A 26,844-nucleotide genomic window follows, 5' to 3' on the forward strand; every position below is an offset into this window, starting at 1 on the left:
GCCGTTCGCGTGACGTGGACCGGCGCTTTGCCGGTCCAGCGTTTCCCGTCTCTGTCGGAATTTCGCATGAATGCTCAGATCGCCCTGATTCTTGGACAGGACGGCATCACCAACGGCGCCATTTACGCGCTCTTGGCGTTGTCGATCCTGCTGGTCTTTACCGTTACCCGTGTGCTGTTCATCCCCCAGGGTGAATTCGTCGCCTTTGGCGCGCTGACCATGGCCGCCATCCAGGCTGGACGTCCGGTGCTGCTGGTCTGGCTGCTGCTGGCCTTTGCACTGGCCGAAGCCGCCGCCGACCTGATTGCGCGCGCCAAACGACCCGGCCGCGCGCGCGGTCTGTGGCGTATCGCGGCCAAGGTCATCTACCCGCTGGTAATTGCCGCCCTGCTCTACAAACTGCCGCTGGCGCAATTGCCGATGGCCGTGCAGGCGCTGTTGACCTTGTTGCTGGTGGTGCCCATGGGCCCGCAGCTGTATCGATTGTTCTACCAGCCCATCGCGTCGGCATCGACGCTGGTGCTGCTGATCGTTTCCATCGCCGTACACCTGGCGCTGGTAGGGTTGGGTCTGCTGGCATTCGGCGCCGAGGGCGCCCGCACTGCGCCGTTCAGCGACGCCAGCTTGGCGCTCGGCCCCATCAACATCAACAGCCAGGCGCTGTGGGTGGTGGCCGTGTCAGCCGTGCTGATCGTGGTGCTTTATCAGTTCTTTGAACGCTCCATGTACGGCAAGGCCTTGCGCGCTGCCGCTTTCAACCGGCTGGGCGCGCGGTTGATGGGCATTTCCCCCATTTTCGCCGGCCGAGCCACGTTCTTTCTAGCGGCGCTGATCGGCACGGTATCTGGAATTTTGATCGCGCCCATTACCACCATGTATTTTGATTCGGGATTCATGGTCAGCCTGAAAGGGTTTGTGGGCGCCATCATCGGCGGTCTGGTCAGTTATCCGCTGGCAGCCGCGGGTGCCATTCTGGTCGGCCTGATCGAAGCTTTTTCGTCATTCTGGGCCAGCGCCTACAAAGAAATCATTGTGTTTACGCTGATCATCCCCGTGCTGCTCTGGCGCTCGCTGAAAAGCCATCACGTCGAGGAAGAAGACGAATGAACCCGCGCTATATCCTCTTCGCATTCCTGGCGCTGCTGGCGCTGGGTCCATTGGCCCTGCCGCCTTTCTACGTCACGCTGCTGAACTACATCGGTCTTTATGCACTGGTAGCGCTCGGTCTGGTTCTGCTGACGGGCGTGGGCGGGCTGACGAGCTTTGGGCAAGCCGCCTTTGTAGGCGTGGGCGCCTACACCACCGCGATCCTGACCACACGCGCCGACACGCTGCCGTCGTGGCTGGCGTGGCTGGGCACATCGCCGTGGCTGACTTTACTGGCTGGCCTGGCGCTGACGCTTGTGATTGCGTACCTGCTGGGCGCGATCACCTTGAAACTATCAGGCCATTTTCTGCCGCTGGGCACCATTGCCTGGGGCCTGTCGCTCTACTTCGCGTTCGGCTCCATGGAAGGCCTGGGCGGCCACACGGGCATCCCGGATATTCCAGCCATCAGTCTGTTCGGCTGGTCGCTGAACCAGGGCGGCCACATTTATTACCTGATCTGGGCGTTTCTGCTGATCGCGGTATGGTCCACGCAGAACCTGCTGGACTCCCGTGAAGGCCGCGCCATCAGGGCGCTCAAGGGCGGCCGCGTCATGGCCGAATCCATGGGCGTGAACACTGCGCGTTCGCGGATGGTGATCTTCGTCATCGCCGCGTTGCAGGCATGCGCGTCGGGCTGGCTGTACGCGCACATGCAGCGGTTTGTGAACCCCAATCCGTTCGGCCTGCAAATGGGCATCGAATACCTGTTCATGACCGTCATCGGCGGCGCGGGTCAGGTCTGGGGCGCGCTCGTCGGCGCGGGCGTATTCACCGTGCTCAAGCAATGGCTGCAAGACTGGCTGCCCAAGGTGCTGGGCCAAACCGGCAACTTCGAAGTCATTGTGTTTGGCTTCGGCATGGTGCTGCTGCTGCATCGCGCCCGCAGCGGCTTGTGGCCGGTGCTGACCCGCTGGATTCCAGTCAAGAAGCAAGCGCGCAAACTGGACATGGACGCCGAGCCTCTGCCCAAAAAACCCATGCCGCCGCGCGGCGAGGTAGTGCTGAAGGCTGTGGACGTGACACGCAAGTTCGGCGGGCTGGTGGCCAACAACGCCATGAACCTGGAAATCCGTGCCGGCGAAATCCTGGCGCTGATCGGCCCCAATGGCGCCGGCAAGAGCACGATGTTCAACCAGATCTCCGGCGTAGACACACCCACGTCGGGGACCGTGACACTGCTGGGACAACCCGTGGCAGGTTCCGGCGCGCGCAATATTGCGCGGCTGGGCCTGTCGCGCACCTTCCAGCACGTGCGCCTGCTGGGCCGCATGAGCGTGCTGGAAAACGTGGCCATCGGCGCGCACTTGCGAGGGCACCGGGGAGTCATGCCCGCAGCTTGGCGCCTGGACCGCCCCGAAGAAGCGCGTCTCTTGGCCGAAGCGGCCCGTCAGGTTGAACGCGTTGGCCTGGGCAAACATCTGCATGATGAAGCCGGTTCGCTGGCCTTGGGCCAGCAGCGCATTCTGGAGATTGCGCGCGCACTGGCGTCCGATCCCTGCATCCTGCTGCTGGACGAACCGGCGGCCGGGTTGCGATATCAGGAAAAATGCGAGCTGGCCGAGCTGCTGAAGAAGCTGCGTGCAGAAGGCATGGCAATTCTGCTGGTTGAGCACGACATGGACTTCGTGATGGGGCTGGTGGATCGCGTTGTGGTGATGGACTTCGGCGAGAAAATCGCTGAAGGCCTACCCGCAGAGATTCAACACAACCCCGCAGTGCTGGAAGCCTATCTGGGCGGAGTGGACGAATGATGAGCGCGACACTGCTGGAAGTACGCGACCTGCGCGTGGCCTACGACAAGGTCGAGGCCATCTCGGGCGTCAGCCTGAAAGTGGGCGAAGGCCAGATCGTGACCGTGATCGGCCCGAATGGCGCCGGCAAAACCACCCTGCTGTCCGCCATCATGGGCGTGCTGCCGTCAAGCGGCCAGATCGTGTTTGGCGGCAAGCAGCAGGAACATGCCGAGATCGAAGAAATGGTCGCCGCGGGTATGAATCTTGTGCCCGAAAAGCGCGAGCTCTTTGCCGAAATGACGGTACAAGACAACTTGATGCTGGGCGCATTTCATCGCTTTCGTACCGGCGTGCGCGACCAGGACAAAACCTTGGCCGAGGTCTACGAACTCTTTCCGCGTCTGAAAGAACGCCACGCCCAACTGGCCGGCACCTTATCCGGCGGTGAACGCCAGATGCTGGCTGTGGGCCGCGCGCTGATGGCCAAACCCCGGCTGCTGATGCTGGATGAACCCAGCCTGGGGCTGGCCCCGCGCATTGTGCGCGAGGTGTTCCGCATCGTGGCGCGCCTGCGCGATATGGGCGTGTCCATCCTGCTCATCGAACAAAACGCACGGGCGGCGCTGCAAGTGGCCGACTACGCCTATGTGCTGGAGACGGGCGCCGTAACGCTGGAAGGCCCCGCGCCCGAAGTGGCGGTGGACCCGCGTGTGGTCGAGGTGTATTTGGGACTGGGGCACGGAGCGCCGGCAGCGGCGCCCGTGTAAACCGCAGATTCAGACCTGGCCTGCCGCGCAGCGCGCGTCAGGCCACGCCGCGCCGCCTGTCGCGGCGATACAGCGCATACCCCAACGGCCACATGGCCGCGACCATGAAGGTCGCCATAGGGTTGGTCAGCTTGTAGGCCTGCACAGCGGTTGGCACGCCGGAATGCTTCAGGTGCAACCGGAAGCGCGTGTAGCGGGCCGCAGCCATGATGAATTCACGCGGCCGGTAGCGGAAGAATTCCAGGTGGTGTTGCAGCATGTCCCAAGCCAGCAGATAAAGGCCTTGAGCATTGCTGGCCACGGACACTGCGCCCTGGCTCAAACCGCCCGGCGTGTCGTGATAGGTACGCACCACGCGATTGATGAAACGGCTCAGGTAGCCTGCGCGCGCTATCGCCCACCAGACCAGGCTTTCCGGCACAAAACCCGCCACATCTTCCGGGAAGGGATACTTCCGAAGGATGTCAGTGCGCATACAGCCGAATTTCTCGCCTTTGATGCGGTAGCGGAAATAGACGTCGACGGCCGTGCTGTCGAACACGTCTTGCGGATAGCGGTCGCCCACGATGCTGCCGTCAGGCCGCGCGCACAGACCGGTTATCGCAACATAGGAGTCACGCCGGCCCGGCGGAATGCTGTCCCAGGCGTCTTTGAACGTGGCCAACGCATCCGGCGGCATTTCGTCGTCGCTGTCCAGCCCGACAATCATCTGGCCTTGCGCTTCGCGCACGCCGCGATTGAAGGCCGTCTTCTTGTGCTGGTTGTTCTGCCAGACATAGCGGATCGGAAAATCGGCGCGAGTCTGCCAATCCAGTATGGATTCGTGGGTATTGTCGGTGGAACCATCGTCCACCACCACCCATTCAAAATCTCTGAATGTTTGCTGGGAAAGAGATTCGTACACCCGGTGCAACGTGCCCGCCCGGTTATAGGTGGGCGTCAGAACGGTGAAAAAGACTGGTGTATCGGTCATGCCTGCTTTGCCCCTTTGCGATCTTCATGCAACCGCTGCGGTCTTGGTCTTTATGTTTTCGCCTGAAGTGTAGGGGATATGCCTGTGCTAACCGATGGCATGGCATTCAAATTTGCAATCAAATCTGACAAGACGTGCTTTTTTTGCCTCGCGGCAGCGATTTCCGGGCATGGACCGCCAGCGGTAGTGGCGTAAACTCGGGCGGCCAAATTCGGAATGTATATGGAAGCCTCGACTGTTCAGCTCAATGACATTGCCTTGTTCGTAGAGGTTGCCAAGCGCAAGAGCTTCAGCCTGGCGGCGCGCGCCCTGGACATGCCCACGTCTACGCTGTCGCGCCGCATCAACGAATTGGAGCGCGCCATTGGTTTGCGGCTGATCAACCGCAATACGCGGCGGCTGGACCTGACCGAAGCTGGCGCGGCCTATATGCGCCGCTGTCAGGGCCTGATTGACGAAGCGCGGCTGGCGCACGAACAATTGCAGTCGCTATCGGGCGGCCCGTCCGGCAACCTGCGGGTATCCATGCCCTACAGCCTGGCCATCTGGCTGCTGCCGGAAACCATCAATGACTTCACCGACCGTTACCCGGAAGTCGAGTGCGAATTTGACCTGAGCATGATGACCGCGTCCGACGCGCAAGGCACGCCGTTCGATGTGGTGCTGCGCTTTGGACGTAATACCGACTATCCGCTGTCCGACATCGATACCGGCAACGGCAATGCCGCCGGCACGGCCCTTACGCGCAGCAATGGCACGGTGGTGCAGGAACTGGTGTCTCTGGACAACTATCTGTATGCGTCCGACCGCTACCTTGAGCGCCACGGCGAACCCAAGACACCGTCTGATTTAACGCAGCATCAATGCCTGCGCACCACGATCGACGACGCGCATTCGCACTGGACCCTGCACAAAGGCGCTCACAGCGAACGCGTGCCGGTCAGCGGCCATCTGGCGGCCAACAACATGAGCATTGCGGGCACCCTGGCCGGTCTGGATCTGGCCATCACACGCATGCCGCACTGTCAGGCGCTGGACCCCATCATCAAGCGCAATTCGCTCAAGCGCGTGCTGCCGGGCTGGTCGGTGGACCCGATCTCGATCTACGTGGTGTATCCGTCGAGCATCCAACCGGCAAAAACGCGGGCTTTCATGGATTTCATCCTGCCTAAGCTCGGGCCGGCGCAGCCTGCCTGATGGGTTCCACGCAAAACCCGTAAGCCATTGCCCGCCCACTAAAGAAAAATCCCCGCCAAAGAAAAATCCCCGCTTAAAGGCTTGCGCCTTGCGGGGATTTTTCAGATCAGGCCTGGGCGAACCCCGGCCACACGTCAATTAGACGCGCTTGATCTTTTCCAGCATCTTGAAAACACCCTTGGGCGACTTGACGAACAAGCGCTTGAAAGCCTTGCCCAAGCAACGGCGTTCCAGGGTGTTACGACGCACGCGTTTGCGTTCAGCCATGTTGATTCTCCTGTTGAATTTGCGGAAAAAAGGTGACCGCACAACCGGAATTCGGGCTGGCGGAAAAATTCGGATAACTTGGCATTTTAGCCTGAAATCCAAAGACCGCGCCAAAGGCAGGGAAAAGAGACCTGCTCTACCCAACAGCCGACGCGAGGCAATAATGCGGGACAGATTGACCCATCATAGTCCCCAGCGCGCCTGCGTGCCGCGCCAGACCCGCTTTATTCCACGCCTATGTGCCAGCAGCCGTGTTTTTCAAGCGTTCCTGCACCTGTTCGGCACGCGGCAGCGGATCTACCGCGCCGTAACCCAGCGTGGACAACGCTGCCGCCACATTGGCGTAGCGCACGGCATCCTCCCAGGAGTCGCCCAGGCAGCGGCGCGCCAACAGGCTGCCCGCGAAGCAATCCCCAGCGCCCGTGGCATCTACCGCGTCTACACGCAGCGCGCCGACGGCGACACGGGTCCGGCCATCGTCAATGATTGAACCGTCTTTGCCCAGCTTCAGCACCACCACGCCCCCCGCGCCGCTATCCCGTATCCAGTCCAGTGTGCGTTCCGGATCATCATTGCCCGTCAAATGCTGCATGTCATCCATGCTGGGCAGAAACAGGTCGGCAGCGCGCATGGTCTCGCGCAAAATGGCGCGGGCGCGGTCTACCGGCCACAAGCGCAGCCGCAGGTTGGAATCCAGGCTGATCTGGGTTCCCGCAGCCCGGGCGCGGTCGATGGCAGCAAATACCGTGTCGCAAGCGCTGGTGCTGATCGCCATGCTGATGCCTGACACATGCAGGAATTTCGCGCGTTCAATCAGACCGCTGTGCAACGTGGCGGGCGTCATCAGACTGGCGGCCGAGCCTCGGCGCAGATAGCTGAACGCGTGGCCGTCGGGGCCGTGCTGCACAAAATACAGCCCCGTGTGAGCATCGTCGTCCACCTGCACGCCCGAGGTGTCCACGCCCTCAGACTTCCATAAGTCCAGAAATTGGGCGCCGAACGCATCATTGCCCACCCGGGTCAGATAGGCGCAGCGCGCGCCCTGGCGAGCCGCGGCGATGACCGCGTTGGACGTATCGCCCCCAAAGCCTTGCAAGTATTGCTGCTGGTCTTTGCTGGTCTGATTCAGCTCCACCAGGGGCTCACCCAGCGCGACGATGTCGAAATCAGCCATGGGCGGCCTCGCGGGTGCGGGTGATCTGCGCGACCAGCGCGGCGGTATCACGCGCGGCAAATGCCGCCTTGTCATAGAGATTGCTGCCGATGCCGACCAGCCCCGCGCCCGCCGCGAAATACGTGCCCATGTTTTCCTGGGTAATGCCGCCTGTGGGGCAGAAGATGGTGTCGGGGTAAACGGACTTCAGCGCGGCCAGATGCTTGGGGCCGCCCGTATCAGCGGGGAATACCTTCACCACGTCGACGCCGGCGCGCCGGGCCGCCAGCACTTCGGTGGGCGTGAACGCGCCCAGCAGGCACAAGGCCCCAGCGGCATGCGCCATATCGACGATATCCGTGGCTAGCGCCGGGGACACCAGGAAATCGGCGCCAGCCACCAGCGCTTCACGCGCCTGGCTTTCGTCCAGCACCGTGCCCACGCCCAGCAGCAGACTGGCGCCGTGCTTGTCGCGCAGGGCACGCACCAAGTCTGTAACGCCGGGAATCGTCCAGGTCAGTTCCAGCGTGGTGCAACCGGCCGCCACGGCGACTTCGGCGGCATAGGCGGCAGTGGCCGCGTCGGTGTAGCGCAACACGGGAACGACCCGGGCCGCCAGCAGGGCGGAAAGCTTGGAGGCGATGGGAGCAGCGGATGCGGTCATGGAATTCCTCTGAGGCTGACGGTCAGACGCCGCCGGACGATACCGGCAGGACGGCAAGTTTGGCTGCGGCGGCATCACGCAGCCGCAGCAAAGGTTCGATATAGGCGGTTTGGGGATCGTCGCGCCGCCGGAACAGCAGCGTGCTGACGCTGACGCCCGCCACGGGCCGGCCAGCCGCGTCGCACAACGCCACGCCGTAGCAGACGATGCCGGCTTCATTTTCTTCGTTGTCCATGGCGTAACCCCGCGCCACGGCTTCAGCCAGCACCGCGCGCAAGGCGGGCAGGCTGGTCACCGTGCCCGGCATACGGGCGTCCAGCGGCAAACCGCGCAACAGGCGTTCGCGGGCGGGCTCGTCCAAAGCGGCCAGATAGGCTTTGCCCACCGCGCTGGAATGCAGCGCTACCGAAGAACCCACCCGCGACACCATACGGACGGGGCCGGGGCTTTCGAGTTTGTCGATGTAGATCATTTCAGTGCCGGCCGGTACCGCCAGATGCACGGTTTCACCGGTAGCGTCGCGCAGCGTTTGAAGTTCAGGCGCCAGGGCCGCGCGCAGGTCGAATTGCGACCACGCCCGGCTGGCCAGCGACATCAGGCGCGTACCCAGGCGGTAAACACCGCCGCTTTCCGCCACCATGCCTTGCTCGGCCAGCGCCGCCACAATGCGGTACACGGTAGGACGGGGGTAACCGCAGCTACGCGCAAGCAGCGCCGCCGTAGGCGGTTCCGGAGCGTCGGCCACCGCCTGCAACACCGTCATGAATTTGGCAAACGCCGCAGCGCCCGCGACCTTGGTTTCCAGCAAGAACGTCCCCAACTAACGGCAATCAGCCTTGAACAATGAACCCGTAGCAATGAACTCGCAGAATGCGCAAGACGGCTAGCGCGAAAATCAGACGAATCTGCGATACTGTTTATTTGTACAGCTAGTCAGCCTATGTTTGTCCATATTATGGACAGGCGACTCACAATATAGGCAATTATTCCATATCGCCGCGCTCGGAACCAGCGATCGGTTGTCGCTCGGGCAGGCCTCTATCCTCAGGCTACGATACCGTCCATGAGCTCCCAAATTCGCATCGTTGGCGCACGCCAGAACAATCTCAAGAACCTGGATCTGACCATCGCCACTGGCGAGTTGGTCGTCGTGACCGGCGTATCAGGGTCCGGCAAAAGTTCGCTGGCCTTTGACACGCTGTACGCCGAGGGCCAGCGGCGGTACGTGGAAACCTTCTCGCCTTATGCGCGCCAGTTCCTGGACCGCATGGACAAGCCGCAGGTGGACCGCATTGAAGGCATCCTGCCGGCCATCGCCATCGACCAGACCAATCCGGTGCGCAGCTCGCGCAGCACGGTCGGCACGATGACCGAGCTGAACGATCACCTGAAATTATTGTTCGCGCGCGGCGCACGGCTGTATTGCCGTGGCTGCGGCAAGGTGGTGCGGCGCGACACGCCCGATTCCATCTATCAATCGCTGGCCGAACGCGCCGCCTTCGCAGGCGACCCGCGTCTTGTTGTGACGTTTCCCATCGCCGTGCCCGCCAACTTCACCGAAGACGAAGTGCGCGGCTTTCTCGAGCAGCAGGGTTACACCCGCGTGCACGCCGAAGAAACCGCCGTCCCGCGCGCGACCGCAGCCAAAGGCGCCAAGGGCGCCAAGAAAGGCAAAGCAGCCAAGGACGCCGCCGAAGAGCGCCGCATTCTGCACGTCATTCAAGACCGCTTCCGTTTTGCCGGCACCGAACGCGAACGCGTAATGGAAGCGCTGGACACCGCGCTGCGCATGGGCGCCGGGCACCTGGCCGTCTACGTAATGAACGACGAAGGTGAAAATTCGCGCATCTGGAAATACAGCGACCGCCTGCACTGCGCCGACTGCAATATCGAATACACCGACCCGCTGCCCAGCAGCTTTTCGTTCAACTCACCGCTGGGCGCCTGCGAAGCCTGCCGCGGCTTCGGCCGCGTGATCGGTATCGACTTCGGTCTGGTCATCCCGGACGAAAACAAGACCTTGCTTGAAGGGGCCATCAAGCCCTGGACCACGCCGTCTTATAAGGAATGCCAGGACGAGCTGCAAAAGTACGCCCCGCGCGCGGGTGTGCCGCTGGGCGTGCCCTGGAAGGCGATGAGCGAAGAGCACAAGCGCTGGGTGCTGTACGGCACGCCCGACTGGAAGGGCGGAAACGACGCCTGGAAACACCAGTGGTACGGCGTGCAGCGCTTTTTCGACTGGCTGGAAACCAAGGCCTACAAGATGCACGTGCGCGTGCTGCTGTCGAAATACCGCAGCTATACGCCCTGCCCCACCTGCAACGGCGCGCGCCTGAAACCGGATGCGTTGCTGTGGCGCCTGGGCACCAAAGAAGAAGCCGACACCGTATTGCCGCCCGAAGATGGCCGCTACAAGCGCTTCATGCCCGTCGGCGCCAACTGGTCGCGTGATCAGCTGAACACGTTGGGCGGACTCTCTATCCATGATGTGATGTTGCTGCCCATTGAACGGGTGCGGCGCTTCTTCGACGAGCTGTCATTCACGGGCGCGTTGGACGCGGCCACTGATCTGCTGATGACGGAAGTCCGCGCGCGGCTCAAGTTTCTGTGCGACGTGGGCTTGGGTTATCTGACGCTGGACCGCCAGAGTCGCACGCTGTCCGGCGGCGAAGTGCAACGGATCAACCTGACCACGGCCCTGGGCACCTCTCTGGTGAACACCTTGTTCGTGCTCGACGAACCTTCGATTGGCCTGCACCCTCGCGACATGCATCGCGTGGTGGAAGTCATGCACCGGCTGCGCAACGCCGGCAACACGCTGGTCGTGGTGGAGCACGATCCGCAGGTCATGGTGGCCGCCGACCGCATCATCGATATCGGCCCCGGCCCTGGCGAACGCGGCGGCTATATCGTCTTTGACGGCACGCCTGCGCAACTGCGCGCGGCCAACACCTTGACGGGCGACTATCTTGGCGGCCGTCAGCGCGTGGAAGCCCCTCGCCCCATGCCGGTGGCCGCCAACACGCCGCGCCTGCTGCTGGAAGGCGTGAATGCGCACAATTTGAAGAACGTGTCTGTTGAACTGCCGTTGGGCAGGCTGGTCTGCGTGACCGGCGTGTCCGGCTCGGGCAAATCCACGTTGGTGCAAGACGTGCTGTATCCCGCGCTGCTCAAGCAAAAGGGCAAGCCGTCGGAAACGCCGGGCGCGTTCGACCGCCTGCTGGGCGCCGAGCAGATCGCCGACGTCGTCATGGTGGACCAGACGCCTATCGGCAAGACGGCGCGGTCCAACCCTGCCAGCTATGTGGGCGCTTTTGACGCCATCCGCAAGCTGTTCGCTCAGGCCCCGCTTGCGCGCGAACGCGCCTACACGGCCGGCACGTTCAGTTTTAACGGTGGCGACGGCCGCTGCCCGACTTGCGGCGGCACCGGTTTTGAACACGTGGAAATGCAGTTCTTGTCCGACGTGTACCTGCGCTGCCCGGACTGCGACGGCAAGCGTTTCCGCCCCGAAGTGCTGGAAGTGCGTGTCGAACATCTGGGCAAGAGCGCATCCATCGACGAAGTGCTGGCCATGACGGTGAGCGAAGCGCTGGACTTCTTCAAGGGCCTGCGCGATGTACAAACGGGCCTCGCCCCGTTGGCCGATGTGGGCCTGGAATATGTGCGGCTGGGCCAGCCCGTGCCGACGCTGTCGGGCGGCGAGGCGCAGCGCCTGAAACTGGCCGGGCATCTGGCCGAAGCGGCGCGCAGCGGCATTTCCACCGCCAAGGTTGCCAAAAAGGGCAGCCTGTTCCTGTTCGACGAACCCACCACGGGTCTGCACTTCGACGACGTGGCGCGGCTGATGCGCGCGTTCCGCAAGCTGCTGGCCGCCGGCCACACGCTGCTGGTCATCGAACACAATCTGGACGTCATCCGCGCAGCCGACTGGCTGATCGATCTGGGCCCGGACGGCGGAGATGCCGGCGGTCTGGTGCTGGGCGTGGGTACGCCGCAAGATTTGATGGACAACCCCAAGTCTCACACGGGCGCGGCGCTGCGCGACTACGAAGTCAGCATTCTGCCCGCCGATGTGGTGGTCACGAGCGACATCGACGCGCAAGAAGTTGAACAGGCCGGCCTGACGGCGCGCATCGCCGAACCGGACGCCACGTACAACGGCACCACCGCAGACACGGACGCCGGTACCCCGCTGCAATCGCTGATGCGTGCGCGCCGCCAAGGCAATAAGGCGATCGAAATCCGCAATGCGCGCGAACACAACCTGAAGAACATCAGTGTGGAAATTCCGCACGACAAGTTCACGGTGATCACGGGCGTATCAGGTTCGGGCAAGTCCACGCTGGCCTTCGATATTCTGTTCAACGAAGGGCAGCGCCGCTATCTGGAATCGCTGAACGCGTACGCGCGCGCCATCGTGCAGCCGGCGGGCAAGCCGGATGTGGACGCCATCTTCGGCATCCCGCCGACGGTCGCCATTGAACAGCGCACCAGCCGCGGAGGCCGCAAGTCCACCGTGGCCACCATGACCGAAATCCATCATTTCCTGCGTTTGCTCTACGTGAAGCTGGGCACGCAATACTGCCCGGACTGCAACGTGGCAGTAGAACCGCAGAACACGGATCAGATCGTGGCGCGCCTGCTGCGCGATCACAAGGGCGTACACATCGGCCTGCTGGCCCCGCTGGTCACGGCCCGCAAGGGTTATTACACGGATCTGGCCAAGTGGGCCGGTTCCAAAGGCCACTCGCATCTGCGCGTGGATGGCGAGTTCATTCCTGTGGCGCCGTGGCCGCGCCTGGACCGCTACAAAGAACACACCATCGAACTGCCGGTGGCGGATGTGGTCGTTGACCCCGCCAACGAGGCCGGTCTGCGCGCCGCAGTCAAGAGCGCGCTGGAAAATGGCCAGGGCGTGATGTCTGTCGTGTGGCCGGTGAACAAACTGCACGAAGCGCTGAACAGCGAATTGCAGCAACAGCACTTTTCGGTCAAGCGCGCCTGCCCGTCTTGCGGCACCAGCTTTCCGGAACCTGACCCCCGCCTGTTCTCGTACAACTCCAAGCATGGCTGGTGCACGGGCTGCTTCGGCACGGGCCTGCAATTGCAAGGCTTTGACGAAGAGCAGACCGGCGAAGAAACCGCTTGGAACGCCTGGTATGAAGGCGAGGCCAAGGCATGCACGCAGTGCGATGGCCAACGGCTGAACCGCGTCGCGCGCGCCGTGCGGTGGCGCGACAAATCCATTGCCGAACTGGCGTCCCTGCCGGTGTCTGACGCGCACACCTTCTTTACTGGCCTGGTGGCGCGCGGCCGCGAAGGCGAGATTGCCCGCGACATCCTGACGGAGATTCGAGGCCGCCTGAATTTCATGCAGGAAGTGGGGCTGAATTATCTGGCCCTGGACCGCGCCGCGCCCACGTTGTCGGGCGGCGAAGCGCAGCGCATCCGTCTGGCCGCGCAGCTGGGTTCCAACCTGCAGGGCGTGTGCTACGTGCTGGACGAACCCACCATCGGCCTGCACCCGCGCGACAACCGCATTCTGCTGAATGCGCTGGCCCGCCTGGAAGAAAACGGCAACACGCTGGTGGTGGTGGAACATGACGAAGACACGATCCGCCGCGCCTCGCACGTGATCGACATCGGACCCGGCGCGGGCATCCGAGGCGGCCGCGTTGTGGCTGAAGGCACCGTGCAAGACCTGATGGACGCCCCCGAATCCATCACCGGCCGCTACCTGAAAACGCCGCTGCAACATCCGCTGCAAGGACGCCGTGCGGTCGAAGCCGACACCCCCATGATCGAGATCCGTGGCGCCCGTCTGCACAATCTGCGCAGCGTGGACGCCAAGTTCCCGGTTGGGCGCTTGAGTGTGGTGACGGGCGTGTCCGGGTCCGGAAAATCCACCCTGGCGCGTGAAGTGCTGCTGGATAATCTGTCGCAGGCCGTCTCGCAAGGCAAGGCGCCGGGCTGGGCAGGTTGCGAAAGCATCAAGGGCTGGGAAGCCATCGACCGCGTGCTGGAAGTGGACCAGACCCCCATCGGCAAAACGCCGCGTTCGTGCCCCGCCACCTATGTGGGCTTCTGGGATGACGTGCGCAAGCAATTTGCCGACACCCGGGAATCCCGCATGCGCGGCTGGACGGCAGCGCGCTTCTCATTTAACACCGGCGACGGACGCTGCCCGATCTGCGAAGGCCAGGGCATGCGCACCATCGAAATGAACTTCCTGCCGGATGTGAAGGTGCCGTGCGATGCCTGCAATGGCGCGCGCTTTAACAACGACACCCTCAGCATCCAGATGCGCGGCAAGAATGCCGGCGAGCTGCTGTCCATGGAAGTGGACGACGCCATTGGCTACTTCGCGGCGCACCCGAAGATTCACCGACCCTTGCAGCTGATGCAGGATGTGGGCCTGGGTTATCTGACGCTGGGCCAGCCGTCACCCACGCTGTCGGGCGGCGAGGCCCAGCGCATCAAGCTGGTAACCGAGCTGTCCAAGGCCCGCCTGACCGACGGATTGATCAAGACCGGCCGCGCGTCGCGCATCCCGCACACGCTGTACGTGCTGGATGAACCGACCGTGGGTTTGTCGATGGCTGACGTCGAAAAACTGATCCATGTGCTGCACCGTCTGGTGGAAGCCGGCAACACCGTCGTTGTGATCGAGCATAATCTGGACGTCATCGCCGAAGCCGACTGGCTGCTGGACCTGGGCCCCGAAGGCGGCACGGGCGGCGGCCAGCTGGTTGCCGAAGGCTCGCCGGAACATGTGATGACCCTGGCTGACCACTCCCACACGGGGCGCGTCCTGACGGAATTCCTGGCACATCAACCGCAGCAATAAGCATGGAATGTCGTTTTGAAGACCGGCTGGCGGGCCGCGCGCTGCGATTCGAGGGGTTCTGCTCCCGGATCGAAGCGCGCGCCGCCTCGGAAGTTGCGCCCGCGTTGGCCGCAATTGAGGCCGCGCGGCAACAGGGGCGTTGGGTCGCCCTGTTGCTGGATTACGAACTGGGCGAGTGGTTGTTGCCCGAAGCTACGCAGCCTGCCCCCGCCGGACCCTGGGCACCGCCGCGCGATGACGGCAAAGCCCGCCTGACCGCGCTGGTGTTCGAGCGCAAAGTCGACGAAGCCCCTTGGGACGCGCCGGACGCCGGCTGCGCGCCCGCCGCCATCAGCCTCCCAGCCCCGCGCATGACCGAGGCGGACTATGTGCGCCAGATCGACGCCATTCGCGGGTTGATCGGTGACGGTGAGCTGTATCAAGTCAATTTCACCCAACCGCTGGATCTGCAATACCAGGGCGATGCCGCCACGCTCTATCGCCGCATTGCCGCCCGCAATCCTGTGGCCCACGGCGCATTCATCCAGGATGGCGCGCGGACGGTGCTGTCTTTTTCACCCGAGCTTTTTGTCAGGCGCGAGGGTCCGCGTCTGACGACGCGCCCCATGAAAGGCACCGCGCCGCGGCATCCGGACCCGATCGAAGACGAGCGTCTGGGCCAGGAATTGCTGGCCAGCGAAAAAAACCGCGCTGAAAACCTGATGATCGTGGATCTGCTGCGCAACGACCTGGGCCGGCTGGCCCAGCCAGGCTCGGTCCAGGTCGATGCGCTGTTCTCGCTGGAACGCTACCCCACCGTCTGGACCATGACATCCACGGTGTCGGCCCGGGCAGAGGACGCCAGCCTGGAAGACGTACTGCGTGCGCTGTTTCCCTGCGGTTCCATTACCGGCGCGCCCAAAGTGGCCGCCATGCGCCGCATCCGCCAAATGGAAACCGCGCCTCGCGGCCTGTACTGCGGCAGCGTAGGCTGGCTGGCGCCGGACGGCGACTTCTCATTGAACGTCGCGATCCGCACGCTGGTGCTAGACCAATCCGGCCACGGCGTCTACAGCGTCGGCGGCGGCATCGTGCATGATTCAAACCCCGCCGAAGAATGGCAGGAATGCCACTGGAAGGCTCGAATCCTGCGCGCCTGACCCAAGCCCTTCGCCATCCCCGGCCGGCGGTAGTAGCATAGAACGCGGTCCCGCAGCATCAACCCCAGGAGAGTCCCATGCAACCCGAATTGATCGAGACCATCCTGGTCGATGCCGAAGGCAATGTGCCGCTGCTGGCGCGCCATCTCAAGCGCCTGGAGGCGTCTTGCAAAGCGCTCGGTTATGTCTGGGGCGGCCGTGACGTGCAGGGCGACATCCTGATTGCCGCGATGGGGCTGACCACGCCTGGCCCGCACCGGCTGCGCCTGCTGGTTGCGCGAGATGGCAGCCGGCATATCCAGACCGCGATGTTGCCGCCCTTGCCCGCGCACCAGGAAGTCATGCTCGCCCCCGAGGCCCTGCGCTCATCCGAACCCCTCTTGCGCTTCAAAACCACGCATCGGCCCTGGTACACCAAGACGATCGAATGGCTGCCCGCTCACCCGCATATCTTTGATCTGCTCTACCTGAACGAGCGCGGCGAACTGTGCGAAGGCAGCCGCAGCAATGTCTATCTGCGCCTGGACGGCGACTGGTACACCCCGCCCGTGGACAGCGGCTGCCTGCCTGGCGTGCAACGCAGCGAGCTGCTGGACCTGGATCACGTCACTGAACGGGTGCTGACGTTAGCCGACTTGCACGCTGCGGACGAGATTCGCCTGTCCAACGCGCTGCGCGGCTGGTTCCCGGTCAACCTGCGGGAAACCTGACCCGCGGTTACTGGTCCGCGAACTCGTCCACCACGACCTGCCGCAACCATTGATTGGCGGGTTCGCGGTGGTTGCGGGCATGCCAGAACACATTGATGACCGATTCCGGAATCTTCACCGGACACGGAGCGGTCGCCAGCCCAAAGGGCTTACAGGCGCAGTCCGCAAAACGCTGTGGCACCACCGCGATCATGTCGGTGGCTTGCAGCACCGGCCCCACCGCCATGAAGTGCGGCACCGTCAGCCGCAAGCGGCGGCGGATGCCGGCCCGTTCTATTACCTCGTCTACTACGCCATGGCCCGTGCCTTCCGACACGATCGCCACATGTTCGGCCACGCGGAACTGTTTGGCAGACACGCCTGACTGCGCCAGCGGGTGGTCCTTTCTGAAAATGCACACATACGGCTGGCGGAACAGCCGGCGCTGAAAAAAGCCGCTTTTCAAACCCGGTAGAAATCCCATGGCCAGGTCCATGCGGCCGCGCTCCATCTCGTCCCGCACATCGATGGACGTGGTGCGCACCGTGCGAATGGTGACGCCGGGCGCGGCGTCATCCAGCGCCCGCATCAGGCGCGGCAGAAAGTAGGTTTCGCCCACGTCGTTCACGCCAATCACAAACGCACGCGCGCTGTGCGCCGGATCGAATGAGCTCCGGGCGTTCAATGTGCTGTGCAACGCGCCCAGCGCATCGGCGATAGGTTGCGCCAGCGCCTCGGCGTAAGGCGTGGGCACCATCCCGCGCGACGTGCGCAGAAACAACTCATCGCCCAGCAGCTTGCGCAACCGGCCCAGCGCATTGCTGACCCCGGGTTGCGAAATGCCCAGGCTCTGCGCTACGGCCGACACCCGGCCATGCTTTTGCAACTCATTGAAGACGACCAGCAGATTCAGGTCTACGTCTTTCAGGTTCATGCGTTTGTCTCCACCAATATTGATTTTGGTGATTTATGTCATCAAGCAGATTCTATTTATTTATTCCACAGCCTGCCTGATGATGCAACAAACGCCCGCGCCCATGTCGCGCTGGCTCTGCCCGGCCGTGACGCGGCCAGATGGAACAAGGAGACCCGTCATGCGCCATTGCATGCATCGTATTGCCACGCCCTGTAGTCAGGGTGGCCGCCCATGAACGGTCCGGACCATCCCATCCACTTCGTTCCGCGCTGGCCGGAAGAAGGCTCACACCGCATTCCTTTCGGGGTCTACACGGATGCCGCCTTGCATCAGCGCGAGCTGGAACGCTTTTTCTACCAGGCGCACTGGAGTTATGTGGGTCTGGAGGCCGAGATCCCCAACCCGGGGGACTTCAAGCGCACGACAGTGGGCGAACGGTCCGTCATTGTGGTGCGCGACAGCGACGGGCAGGTGCGCGTGGTGGAAAACGTGTGTGCGCATCGCGGCGTGCAATTCTGCCGCGAGCGCTCGGGCAATCGCAGCGAATTCGTCTGCCCGTATCACCAGTGGAACTACGACCTGCAAGGCAACCTGATCGGCGTGCCTTTTCGGCGCGGCGTGAAGCAGGACGGCAAGGTCAATGGCGGCATGCCGCCAGACTTCAAGACTGAAGACCATGGCCTGACCAAGCTGGCCGTTGCCTGTAGAAACGGCGTGGTCTTCGCGTCTTTCGACCACGATGTCGAGCCGCTGGAAGACTACCTGGGCCCGGACATCCTGCATTATTTCGACCGCGTGTTCGACGGCCGCCAGCTGGTGATCCACGGCTATAGCCGTCAGCGCATTCCGGGCAACTGGAAACTGATGCAAGAGAACATCAAAGATCCTTACCACCCCGGACTGCTGCACACCTGGTTTGTCACCTTTGGATTGTGGCGCGCAGACAATCGGTCCGAGTTGAAGATGGATCGCCATTTCCGTCACGCCGCCATGATTTCCACTCGCGGCCAGGGCGGCAAGGCATCGGTCACCAGCGGCGTTTCCAGCTTCAAGGAACAGATGTCGCTGAACGACGACCGCTTTCTGGATATCGTGCAAGAGCCTTGGTGGAACGGCCCCACCGCAGTGCTGATGACGCTGTTTCCCAGCGTCATCATCCAACAGCAGGTGAATTCGCTATCCACCCGCCATATCCAACCCGTAGGCCATGACGCCTTTGACTTCGTCTGGACGCACTTCGGCTTTGCCGACGACAGCCCGGAAATGACGCGACGCCGCCTGCGCCAGGCCAACTTGTTTGGTCCCGCCGGTTTTGTCTCGGCTGACGACGGCGAGGTGATCGAGTTTTCGCAATCGGGTTTTGAGCAAAAACCCTGGCATCGCAGTGTTGCGGAACTGGGCGGCAAGACGGCCGAGCAAACGGATCACATGGTGACCGAAACGCTGATCCGCGGCATGTACGCGTATTGGCGCCAAGTGATGGAGGCCTGACATGGTGGACTTTCCGCTCTACTACCAGCTGACCCGCCTGTATAGCGACTACGCCGCCGCGCTGGACGCCGAGGAATGGGAAAAATGGCCTGACTTCTTCGTGGAAGACTGCGTATACAAGGTGCTTCCGCGAGAAAACCACGAGCGTGGTTATCCGCTGGCAACCATGGCCTTTGAAAGCCGCGGCATGTTGAAAGACCGCATTTATGGCGCTACCGACACGATCTTCCACGACCCCTACTACCAGCGCCATGTCGTAGGCGCGCCGCGTGTTCTGGCCGCCGACGGCGACCGCATTGAATCCGAAGCCAATTACGCGGTGTTCCGCACCAAGCCCAGCCAGCTGACCACGGTCTACAACGTGGGCCGCTATTTGGATGTCGTGCGGCGCACGCCGGACGGTCTTAAGTTCGAATCGCGTCTGTGCATCTTCGACAGCGAGCTGATTCCGAATTCGCTCATCTATCCCATCTGACCAGGCAGCCACCCCGATGACGACAACTACACAATGGATCAAGACCATCGCCCGGACGGACGTGCCGGAAGACGATGTGATTGCGGTGCAAGCAGGCGACCGCGAGATTGCGCTATACGGAGTCGAAGGCCAGGTTTACGCCACCGATAATCTCTGTACGCATGGCAATGCCCGGCTGTGCGATGGATTTTTAACGGGACACGAGATCGAATGCCCGCTGCATCAGGGCCGCTTCGACGTGCGCGACGGCCGCGCACTCTGCTCCCCCTTGCGCGACAACGTGGCGGTCTATCCCGTCAGCATCAAGGACGGAATGGTGTACGTGGAGGTCTAGGCGCCACGCCGCTTGCGCTTCAAACCGCCAGCTTCAACGCCTCGTTCGCAGCGGCCATGCCCATGGCCGCTGTCACCGTCACAACCGAGCCATAACCCGCGCAAGACAACCCCTGCGGCGCGATGGCCAGGCCCGACGCGCCCAGGTCGTCTTCGCCTTCAGTCGGCCGGGTCCAGGCATCGGGCAGGATGGCGGGCTGATCGAACCACAACGCATGAATGCCCATCTTCGGCACGCGCTTGAGCGCACGGCCATTCTGATCGGACGCCCGCGGAAAACCATGCTCCTTGCGCAATTTGTTGCGCAACTTGGCCAACAAGGCATCGTTGACCGCCGCCGACAGATCGCCTGCGCGCAATGCCAACGGATCTGTCTTGCCCCCTGCGCCGCCGCACAACATCATTGGCACGCCCATCGCCCGCGCATGCAAGATCATCGCAATCTTGGCCGCCGCCTGGTCGGTGCAATCGATGATCACGGTGTACGGCCCCGGCAGCACCTCGGCCACATTTTCGGGCGAAACAAAATCGTCAACCCGGGTCAGCCTGCATGCTGGATTGATTGCCAATACCCGCTCCGCCATGGCATCCACCTTGGACTGACCCAAGGTGGAGGTCAGCGCATGAAGTTGCCGGTTGACGTTGGATTCTGCAATGTGATCCAGGTCGATCAGCGTCAGCGCCCCCACGCCACAACGCGCCAAGGCTTCAACCGTCCATGACCCCACGCCGCCCAGGCCGGCCACGGCCACATGGGCGTTTCGAAGGCGAGCGGGCGCTTCCGGGCCATACAAACGGGACAAACCGCCAAAGCGGCGGTCCAGGTCAGCGGATTCAGGGGGGTGTTCGGGGGAGTTCATAGGTGCATTTTATGGCAGCGTGGACCGGCAGTGTTCTGGCGGTTTTTCAAGCGCCGCCCGCCACCTGATCATCGCCCCCCAACGCCCGGTAGACCGTCACCTGATTCACCAAGCGATTCAGACCATTTTCGTCCCGGGCGATTTCCGCCGTGCGGCGCTTCTCCTGCGCGTCCAGCCAATCTTTCAACGACACGGCTCCCGCTCGATACCGGACCTCGTACAAACGCTCGGCCTCTCGCGCCGCGCGCAAAGACAGATCCAATTGCTCTGCCTGTAGCGTCAACTGCGTCCGGTTCGACAATGCGTTCTCAACATCCGCCATTGCCTGATACAAAGCCTGCCGGAAGTTGACTACGCGCTCTTCGTAGTCAGCCTTGGAAATCTTGATGTTCAGCTGCATCTGCGTCCATTGCAGGAACGGCAGCGTCAATCCCACGCCCAAAGACGCGATCGGGTTTTGCAGAACATTCGACAACGTCGGGCTGGAACTGCCAAGCGCGCCCGTCAACGTCACGGGCGGATAAAAACTGGCGCGGGTGGCGTCGACCGTAGCCAGTGACTCGCGCAAGCGCAGCTCCGCCGCTCGCAGATCCGGGCGGCGGCCCAGTAGTTCGGCAGGCACGCCGGCGCGGGCCTCGGGCATCGGATAAGACGGCAGCCTTGCGGGGTCCGCCATGCTGCGGTCGGGCGGACCATCAAACAGTATCGTCAGCGCGTTCGTATATTCCACGCGCTGTTGCACCAGCAGCGTGTGCGCCGCCTGCTGACTGGCCACCGTCTGCTCGGCTTCGGCCAGTTCCAGCGCAGAGGCGCCCCCGGCTGCGTATTGTGCGCGCACCAGATCCTGCGTCTTGCGCGCATAGGCAATGCTTTCTTCGCTGCTGGCGATTCGCTGATTGATGAAGGCCGTTTGCCAATACAGAGTGGCAGTCGTGCCTACAAGCGACAGCGCGGCGCTCTGGCGGTCTTGCTCGGTCGCCAGAGCCTCCCATTGTGCGGCATCGCGCTGGCGCGACAGCTTGCCCCATAGGTCCACTTCATAGCTGACGGTCAGCTCGGCCGCATTGGTTCTGGCGATGGCGCGATCACCGTATAGGCTACGGTTGCGCGTCACGTTGGCATCGCCGCCCAATTGCGGAATCAGCTTGTCTTCTGACAAGCCTGCTTGATACTGCGCGCGGCGTACCCGGATCGCGGCAGCTGCAAGATCGTTGTTGCGCGCCAGCACCGCGTCAATCAAACCGTCCAGCACAGGATCATTGAAGTTGCGCCACCAGGCGCCGCCGTCAGCCAACGGGGCCATGGCATTGCCCGGCGCCGCATATTTCCATGCGGCTGGCGCTTCGGTCAGGGGCGGCTCGTAGTCGGAGCGCAGCAGACTGCCGCAACCGCCCAGCGCCAGCAGCAGTGCCAGGGCGGCAGGTTTGCAGATAAAGGAAACCGCTTTCATCGTCTTCATTCCCGGGCCAACGCCTCGACGGGATCTAGGCGCGCCGCATTGCGCGCCGGCAAATAGCCAAAAAGCACACCGATCAGGGTCGAGCACGTAAATGCCGCCACCATCGATGCCGTGGAGTAAATCATCTGGAACGAACCGCCCGTAGCCTTGGACACCAGCACACCCAAGGCCAACGACAGGATGATGCCCAGCGCCCCGCCGATCAGGCACACCAGAACGGCTTCGATCAGGAACTGCTGCATGATGTCGCTGCGCCGGGCGCCCACCGCCATGCGTACGCCGATCTCGCGGGTGCGTTCGGTCACGGACACCAGCATGATGTTCATGACGCCAATGCCGCCCACCATCAGCGAGATCAGCGCAATCAAGGACACCAGCAGGGTCATCGTCGCCGTGGTGCGTTCGATGGTCTTGCGAATCGCGTCCGTGTTGAAGACAAAGAAATCCTTCACCACGTGCCGGCGCGTCAGTACACGCACGATGGCTTGCTCGGCCGCGGCCGGCGGCGTCGCATCGTTGACGCGCACCGTGATGCTCTTTAAATGCTGCTGGCCCAGCACGCGCGACAGTGCCGTCGTGTACGGAATCCAGACATTCAGGGAGTCGTTGTTGCCAAATACCGTGTCCTTTTTTTCTGTCACGCCGATCACGCGCGCCGGCATTGATCCCAGAAACACCACCTGTCCGATCGCGTCGGTATGCGTGCCGAACAAGGCACGCCGGGTGCCGTCGTCAATCACGACCTCCTGCGCCCGGCGCACTACGCTGGTTTCGTCAAAGAATTTGCCCTGCGCCAGCTTGATGGCGCGCACGCGGAAATACTGTTCGCCCACGCCCTGGATCGAACCATTCACGGACACGTTGCGATAGCGCAGCGTATTGCTGGTGGAAACTTCCGGCGTGACGCTGTCCACGTAGGATTCGCGGGCCAGCGCGTCAGCGTCGGCCGCGACCAGCGTACGTATGTTGACGGCCTTCTCGTCGCCAAAGTCCTTGCCAGGAAATACCTCTACGGTATTGGTGCCGATGGCGCTGATGTCTTCCAGAATCTTGCGCCGCGAACCCTCACCCAGCGCCACCACCGACACCACGGCCGCAATGCCGATGATGATGCCCAGCATGGTCAGCGACGTGCGCAGCCGGTGCGCGTTCATGGCCAGCAGCGCCATGCGCAAGGCTTCGCCGCAACGATCCAGATACGATTGCCAGGCTGGCCGCTTCGGTAAAGCAGGCGGCTCATCACGCGTGATCTCCAGCCGCGGCGCATCGGGATTGCGCTTGTCGGCGACGATCTCGCCATCGCTGATCTCGATGATGCGCTGCGCGTGGCGCGCCACATTCATATCGTGGGTCACGATGATGATGGTGTGGCCCGCCGCATTCAGCTCTTCCAGAATGCGCAGCACTTCCTGACCGGTATGCGTGTCAAGCGCTCCCGTCGGTTCGTCCGCCAGAATGATGTCGCCGCCGTTCATCAGTGCGCGCGCAATACTAACGCGCTGCTGCTGGCCGCCGGACAACTGGCCCGGGCGGTGCCCGGAGCGGTCGGCCAGCCCCAGGCGCTTGAGCAGATCCTGGGCGCGTTCAAGGCGTTCCTCGCGGCGCTTACCCGCGTACACGGCCGGCACCTCGACGTTGCCCTGCGCCGTCAAATCGGACAGCAGGTGGTAACGCTGGAAGATAAATCCGAAATGCTCGCGGCGCAGCTCGGCCAGCTCGTCGGGATTCAGCTCGCCCGTGCTGCGGCCGCTGACCCGGTAATCGCCGCGCGTGGGGCGGTCCAGGCAGCCCAGGATGTTCATCAGGGTGGACTTGCCCGACCCCGATGCCCCCACGATGGCGACCATTTCGCCCGCCTCGATAGTGAGGTTGACGTCCTTCAACACGGCGATAGTTTGCTCACCCGCGGGAAACTCGCGGCGCACCCCGGCAAGCGAGATAAGAGGCCCGCTCATGTCAGGCCCCCGGCGCCGCGAAGGCCGCCGGCGCGGAATCCGCCGACACGACCCGCTCGCCCACCTCCAGCCCTTCCAGCACCTGTGCCTGGACGTTGTTGTTCATGCCAATCTTGACGTGCCGCACCTCGGTCTTATTGTCCTTTTGCACTACCCGCACCGCATAACGTCCGTCTTCGCCGCGCTTGCCCAGCGCCGATGCCGGGACCACCACCGCGTCCTTGGCTTCGCCCAGCACAATAAAGACCTGGGCGGTCATGGAGATGCGCAGCTTTTCGTCGGGATTGGGCACGTCGAACAAGCCGTTGTAGTAAACCGCGGCTGTCGTCGACGTACTGCCAGAGGAAGTCAGCGACGACGTGGCGTCGTCCTTCTGGATGGAATCCGGCGCCGGTTCCACCGCACGCAATGTGGCGTGATAGCGTTGATCCGGTTCGCCCAGAATCGTGAAGTACACGGGCAGGCCCGTCGTGACGCGAGTCACATCCGCCTCGGATATCTGGGCCTTGATCGTCATCGTATCCACCTGGGCCACTTTGATGATCGTGGGCGCGCTTTGAATCGCGTTGACCGTCTGGCCTTCCTTGGTCACCACCGCCACGACCATACCGTCGATGGGTGAAACGATGCGCGTGTAGCCAAGATTGACGCGGGCGGTATCGACCTGGATCTCGGCCTGGGCGATCTGCGCGTCCAGCGAGGCAATTTCCGCACGGGTCACGCCTAACGTGGCCTCGGCGCTTTCGTACGATTCACGCGAGCTGGCATCGGCCGCCAACATCTGACGCTGACGCTTGAAGGCCAGCTCGGCTTGCTTCAGCATGGCGACCTTGGCAGCCCGTTCGGCGCGCCGGGTTTGCAAGGCCGCCTCGGCATTGCGCAGTTCGTTCTGCTGGGTCAGGTCGTCGATCTCGGCCACCAGTTGCCCTTTCTTGACCCGGTCGCCCAGCGCCACTTTCAGAGACTTCAACTGCCCGGTTGCCTGTGCGCCCACGCTGACGCGCTCAATGGCGTCTATCGTGCCGCTGGCCAAAACGCTGTCTTCAAGATTCGCCCGGGTGACCTCGGCCACCGCAAAGGTTGGCGGCGGCGGCGCGGAGAAAAAGGCGGCGCGCACACCAAATACGGCTATCAGGAAAACGACGGCGATAAGCGCATTGCGCTTGAACTTACTGCGGGACTTTTTCATTGAACCTGATCTTAGGGGAACGCGGGCAGTGCCCGCGGCCAGTATTGCGAAGTAGCTGCCCATCCTAATCGGGCCGCTTGGCCAATCGATGGCCAATGTGTCGCTAAACGGTGAAAAACAGTAAAGCAGCGAATGACAGTCAAGCACTATGGAATTGTTCCGTTGCGAGAACGATACAACGCTTATGGCGCACCGGTAGAACCCCTATATGCCGACCTTCGGCGAACGTGCCGCCATCTTGCGCCGTAAGCACACGACTTGGCCGGTAGATGGCGCCTATCTTGTCACCACAGACTGAAACAATTTGCGGCACTGCAAAATAACCTCGCCTCGACATAGGGCGACGATACGCACAGAATGAATGCAGTTAAGCCGTGTCTACCTCCAACAGATCCCCCTCCTCGCCTTCCAGTTCCCCGGAATTTTCCGGGGCGGTGCTTTTGTGCCTGCTGGCAATGATGAATCATGTGGCGCTGACGGGGGGACGGATCACCGTTTCTCTGACAGCGCTGCAAATGGGCCTGTCCACGTTCAAAGTAGGCACGCTGGTCGCGGTGTTCGCCGTGTTGCCGATGCTGTTCTCGGTACGTGCGGGCCGCTGGGTGGATCGAGTCGGCATTGTGCGTCCTCTCGTTATCGGGACGACATTGGTCGCTATCGGCACGGCTTTGCCCTTTATCTTCCAGACACAGACCGCCTTGTTGATTGCGTCTTGCTGCATCGGCATCGGTTTCATGCTGCATCAGGTAGCGACTCAGGACTTGCTGGGTCACGCGGAGCCAGTCCAGCGTTTGCGCAACTTCTCGTTCATGTCGCTGGCGCTGGCGGGCTCTGGATTTTCTGGGCCGCTGATTGCCGGTCTGGCGATTGACCACCTGGGCACGCGCACCGCTTTCGGGCTGCTCGCGCTGGGACCCCTGCTGTCAGGCATCGGCTTGTATGCCATGCGGCACCAATTGAAGGCCGTGGATTCGCAGTTGTCGGGGGCCAAGGAGGCCGAGCGCCGGCGCGTGACGGAGCTGTTGGCCGTGCCGGCCTTACGCCGGATTCTGATGGTCAACACCATTCTGTCCGGCGCCTGGGACACGCATTTGTTCGTCGTACCCATTTTTGGCGTAGCCATTGGCCTGTCGGCAACCACGATCGGCATCATTCTTGCGTCCTTCGCGGCGGCAACTTTCGTCATCCGCCTGGTATTGCCGCTGATCATGCGCCGGGTTCGATCCTGGACTTTGGTGCGAGTGGCCATGGCCACGGCCGCCATCGATTTCATGCTTTACCCGCTGTTCACCGACGTTACCATCCTGATCGTGCTGTCTTTCATTCTGGGACTTGCGTTGGGGTGCTGCCAACCAAGTATGCTATCCCTGCTGCACCAGCATTCACCACCGGGCCGCGCCGCCGAGGCCGTGGGTTTGCGGATGGCGCTGATCAATGGCTCGCAAGTGTCTCTGCCGTTGACCTTCGGCGCGCTCGGTGCGGTAATTGGTGTTGCCCCATTGTTCTGGGCCTACTCCCTGGCGCTGATGGCCGGTGGTTGGGCCAACCGTAACCCCCCGCTCGATACAGACCGGAAACCGTAGTC

21 protein-coding genes are annotated in these 26,844 nt (G+C 62.7%); 11 read left to right on the forward strand and 10 right to left on the reverse strand.

The genetic code is table 11. The annotated features are described in order from the left end of the window. Positions 1–66: 66 nt before the first annotated feature. Genes RAS12_RS17320 through RAS12_RS17330 form a run of 3 tightly spaced genes read left to right on the forward strand, consistent with a single transcriptional unit; the run spans position 67 to position 3,649 of the window. On the forward strand, positions 67–1,107 hold the full coding sequence (locus tag RAS12_RS17320) for a branched-chain amino acid ABC transporter permease (protein ID WP_306937467.1): 1,041 nt from the start codon (positions 67–69) through the stop codon (positions 1,105–1,107). Continuing rightward, positions 1,104–2,900 carry a branched-chain amino acid ABC transporter ATP-binding protein/permease gene (locus RAS12_RS17325; protein ID WP_306937470.1) on the forward strand — a complete coding sequence of 599 codons (1,797 nt, stop codon included), beginning with the start codon at positions 1,104–1,106 and terminating at the stop codon, positions 2,898–2,900. Before RAS12_RS17320 ends, RAS12_RS17325 begins: the two co-directional genes overlap by 4 nt. After that, positions 2,900–3,649 (forward strand): ABC transporter ATP-binding protein, encoded by a 750-nt coding sequence (locus RAS12_RS17330; protein WP_306951497.1) that lies wholly within the window; start codon positions 2,900–2,902, stop codon positions 3,647–3,649. Before RAS12_RS17325 ends, RAS12_RS17330 begins: the two co-directional genes overlap by 1 nt. A 37-nt stretch (positions 3,650–3,686) precedes the next feature. Here the strand turns inward: RAS12_RS17330 and RAS12_RS17335 are convergent, their stop codons facing one another. Continuing rightward, positions 3,687–4,622 carry a glycosyltransferase family 2 protein gene (locus RAS12_RS17335; protein ID WP_306937472.1) on the reverse strand — a complete coding sequence of 312 codons (936 nt, stop codon included), beginning with the start codon at positions 4,620–4,622 and terminating at the stop codon, positions 3,687–3,689. 222 nt (positions 4,623–4,844) lie between these two features. Here RAS12_RS17335 and RAS12_RS17340 point away from each other — a divergent pair, with 222 nt between their 5' ends. Beyond that, complete coding sequence (locus tag RAS12_RS17340) at positions 4,845–5,819, forward strand: LysR family transcriptional regulator (RefSeq protein WP_306937475.1); 975 nt, start codon at positions 4,845–4,847, stop codon at positions 5,817–5,819. 138 nt (positions 5,820–5,957) lie between these two features. Here RAS12_RS17340 and RAS12_RS17345 read toward each other — a convergent pair whose 3' ends face one another. The 4 genes from RAS12_RS17345 to RAS12_RS17360 all read right to left on the reverse strand — a co-directional run bounded on the left by RAS12_RS17345 (position 5,958) and on the right by RAS12_RS17360 (position 8,711). Next, complete coding sequence (locus RAS12_RS17345; protein WP_006226408.1) at positions 5,958–6,086, reverse strand: hypothetical protein; 129 nt, start codon at positions 6,084–6,086, stop codon at positions 5,958–5,960. Between the two features lie 235 nt (positions 6,087–6,321). Next, a complete protein-coding gene (locus RAS12_RS17350) occupies positions 6,322–7,260 on the reverse strand; it encodes a sugar kinase (RefSeq protein ID WP_306937477.1) in 939 nt (312 codons plus the stop codon). Continuing rightward, on the reverse strand, positions 7,253–7,903 hold the full coding sequence (locus tag RAS12_RS17355) for a bifunctional 4-hydroxy-2-oxoglutarate aldolase/2-dehydro-3-deoxy-phosphogluconate aldolase (RefSeq protein WP_306937478.1): 651 nt from the start codon (positions 7,901–7,903) through the stop codon (positions 7,253–7,255). The genes RAS12_RS17350 and RAS12_RS17355 overlap by 8 nt, the downstream gene beginning before the upstream one ends. A gap of 22 nt (positions 7,904–7,925) precedes the next feature. After that, entirely contained in the window at positions 7,926–8,711 is a 786-nt protein-coding gene (locus RAS12_RS17360; protein ID WP_306937480.1) for an IclR family transcriptional regulator, read from the reverse strand. A gap of 255 nt (positions 8,712–8,966) precedes the next feature. On the opposite strand from RAS12_RS17360, the gene uvrA reads away from it, so the two are divergent. The 3 genes from uvrA to RAS12_RS17375 all read left to right on the forward strand — a co-directional run bounded on the left by uvrA (position 8,967) and on the right by RAS12_RS17375 (position 16,602). After that, positions 8,967–14,753 carry an excinuclease ABC subunit UvrA gene (uvrA, locus tag RAS12_RS17365; protein ID WP_306937481.1) on the forward strand — a complete coding sequence of 1,929 codons (5,787 nt, stop codon included), beginning with the start codon at positions 8,967–8,969 and terminating at the stop codon, positions 14,751–14,753. A gap of 2 nt (positions 14,754–14,755) precedes the next feature. Next, on the forward strand, positions 14,756–15,892 hold the full coding sequence (locus RAS12_RS17370) for an aminodeoxychorismate synthase component I (protein WP_306937483.1): 1,137 nt from the start codon (positions 14,756–14,758) through the stop codon (positions 15,890–15,892). A 77-nt stretch (positions 15,893–15,969) separates the two neighbouring features. Continuing rightward, positions 15,970–16,602, forward strand: a complete 633-nt coding sequence (locus RAS12_RS17375; protein ID WP_306937485.1) for an aminotransferase class IV family protein — start codon at positions 15,970–15,972, stop codon at positions 16,600–16,602. A 7-nt stretch (positions 16,603–16,609) separates the two neighbouring features. Here the strand turns inward: RAS12_RS17375 and RAS12_RS17380 are convergent, their stop codons facing one another. Next, positions 16,610–17,515 carry a LysR family transcriptional regulator gene (locus RAS12_RS17380; protein ID WP_306937487.1) on the reverse strand — a complete coding sequence of 302 codons (906 nt, stop codon included), beginning with the start codon at positions 17,513–17,515 and terminating at the stop codon, positions 16,610–16,612. 213 nt (positions 17,516–17,728) lie between these two features. On the opposite strand from RAS12_RS17380, the gene RAS12_RS17385 reads away from it, so the two are divergent. From RAS12_RS17385 to RAS12_RS17395, 3 genes are read left to right on the forward strand one after another with little or no spacing between them, the layout of a single operon-like run. Continuing rightward, the gene (locus RAS12_RS17385) at positions 17,729–18,988 is read left to right on the forward strand and encodes an aromatic ring-hydroxylating dioxygenase subunit alpha (protein ID WP_306937488.1); all 1,260 of its coding nucleotides are present in this window, start codon (positions 17,729–17,731) and stop codon (positions 18,986–18,988) included. A 1-nt stretch (position 18,989) separates the two neighbouring features. After that, positions 18,990–19,463, forward strand: a complete 474-nt coding sequence (locus RAS12_RS17390; RefSeq protein ID WP_306937490.1) for an aromatic-ring-hydroxylating dioxygenase subunit beta — start codon at positions 18,990–18,992, stop codon at positions 19,461–19,463. Positions 19,464–19,479: 16 nt separating this feature from the next. After that, positions 19,480–19,797 carry a non-heme iron oxygenase ferredoxin subunit gene (locus tag RAS12_RS17395; protein WP_306937492.1) on the forward strand — a complete coding sequence of 106 codons (318 nt, stop codon included), beginning with the start codon at positions 19,480–19,482 and terminating at the stop codon, positions 19,795–19,797. A 19-nt stretch (positions 19,798–19,816) separates the two neighbouring features. On the opposite strand, the gene RAS12_RS17400 is transcribed toward RAS12_RS17395, so the two are convergent. The 4 genes from RAS12_RS17400 to RAS12_RS17415 are packed head-to-tail and all read right to left on the reverse strand — an operon-like array spanning position 19,817 to position 25,259. After that, positions 19,817–20,656 (reverse strand): tRNA threonylcarbamoyladenosine dehydratase, encoded by an 840-nt coding sequence (locus RAS12_RS17400; RefSeq protein WP_306937494.1) that lies wholly within the window; start codon positions 20,654–20,656, stop codon positions 19,817–19,819. Between the two features lie 46 nt (positions 20,657–20,702). After that, positions 20,703–22,106, reverse strand: coding sequence for an efflux transporter outer membrane subunit (locus RAS12_RS17405; RefSeq protein ID WP_306937495.1), 1,404 nt, complete (start codon positions 22,104–22,106; stop codon positions 20,703–20,705). 5 nt (positions 22,107–22,111) lie between these two features. Beyond that, positions 22,112–24,070, reverse strand: a complete 1,959-nt coding sequence (locus RAS12_RS17410; protein WP_306937497.1) for a MacB family efflux pump subunit — start codon at positions 24,068–24,070, stop codon at positions 22,112–22,114. Position 24,071: 1 nt separating this feature from the next. Further along, positions 24,072–25,259: an efflux RND transporter periplasmic adaptor subunit gene (locus RAS12_RS17415; protein ID WP_306937499.1), complete on the reverse strand. Its 1,188-nt coding sequence runs from the start codon at positions 25,257–25,259 to the stop codon at positions 24,072–24,074. Positions 25,260–25,633: 374 nt separating this feature from the next. Between RAS12_RS17415 and RAS12_RS17420 the strand changes: the two genes are divergently transcribed. Next, positions 25,634–26,842: an MFS transporter gene (locus tag RAS12_RS17420; RefSeq protein WP_306937502.1), complete on the forward strand. Its 1,209-nt coding sequence runs from the start codon at positions 25,634–25,636 to the stop codon at positions 26,840–26,842. The last annotated feature ends 2 nt before the right edge of the window (positions 26,843–26,844 follow it).

It is taken from the genome of Achromobacter seleniivolatilans, assembly GCF_030864005.1.
GTDB classification, from domain to species: Bacteria; Pseudomonadota; Gammaproteobacteria; order Burkholderiales; family Burkholderiaceae_B; genus Achromobacter; species Achromobacter seleniivolatilans.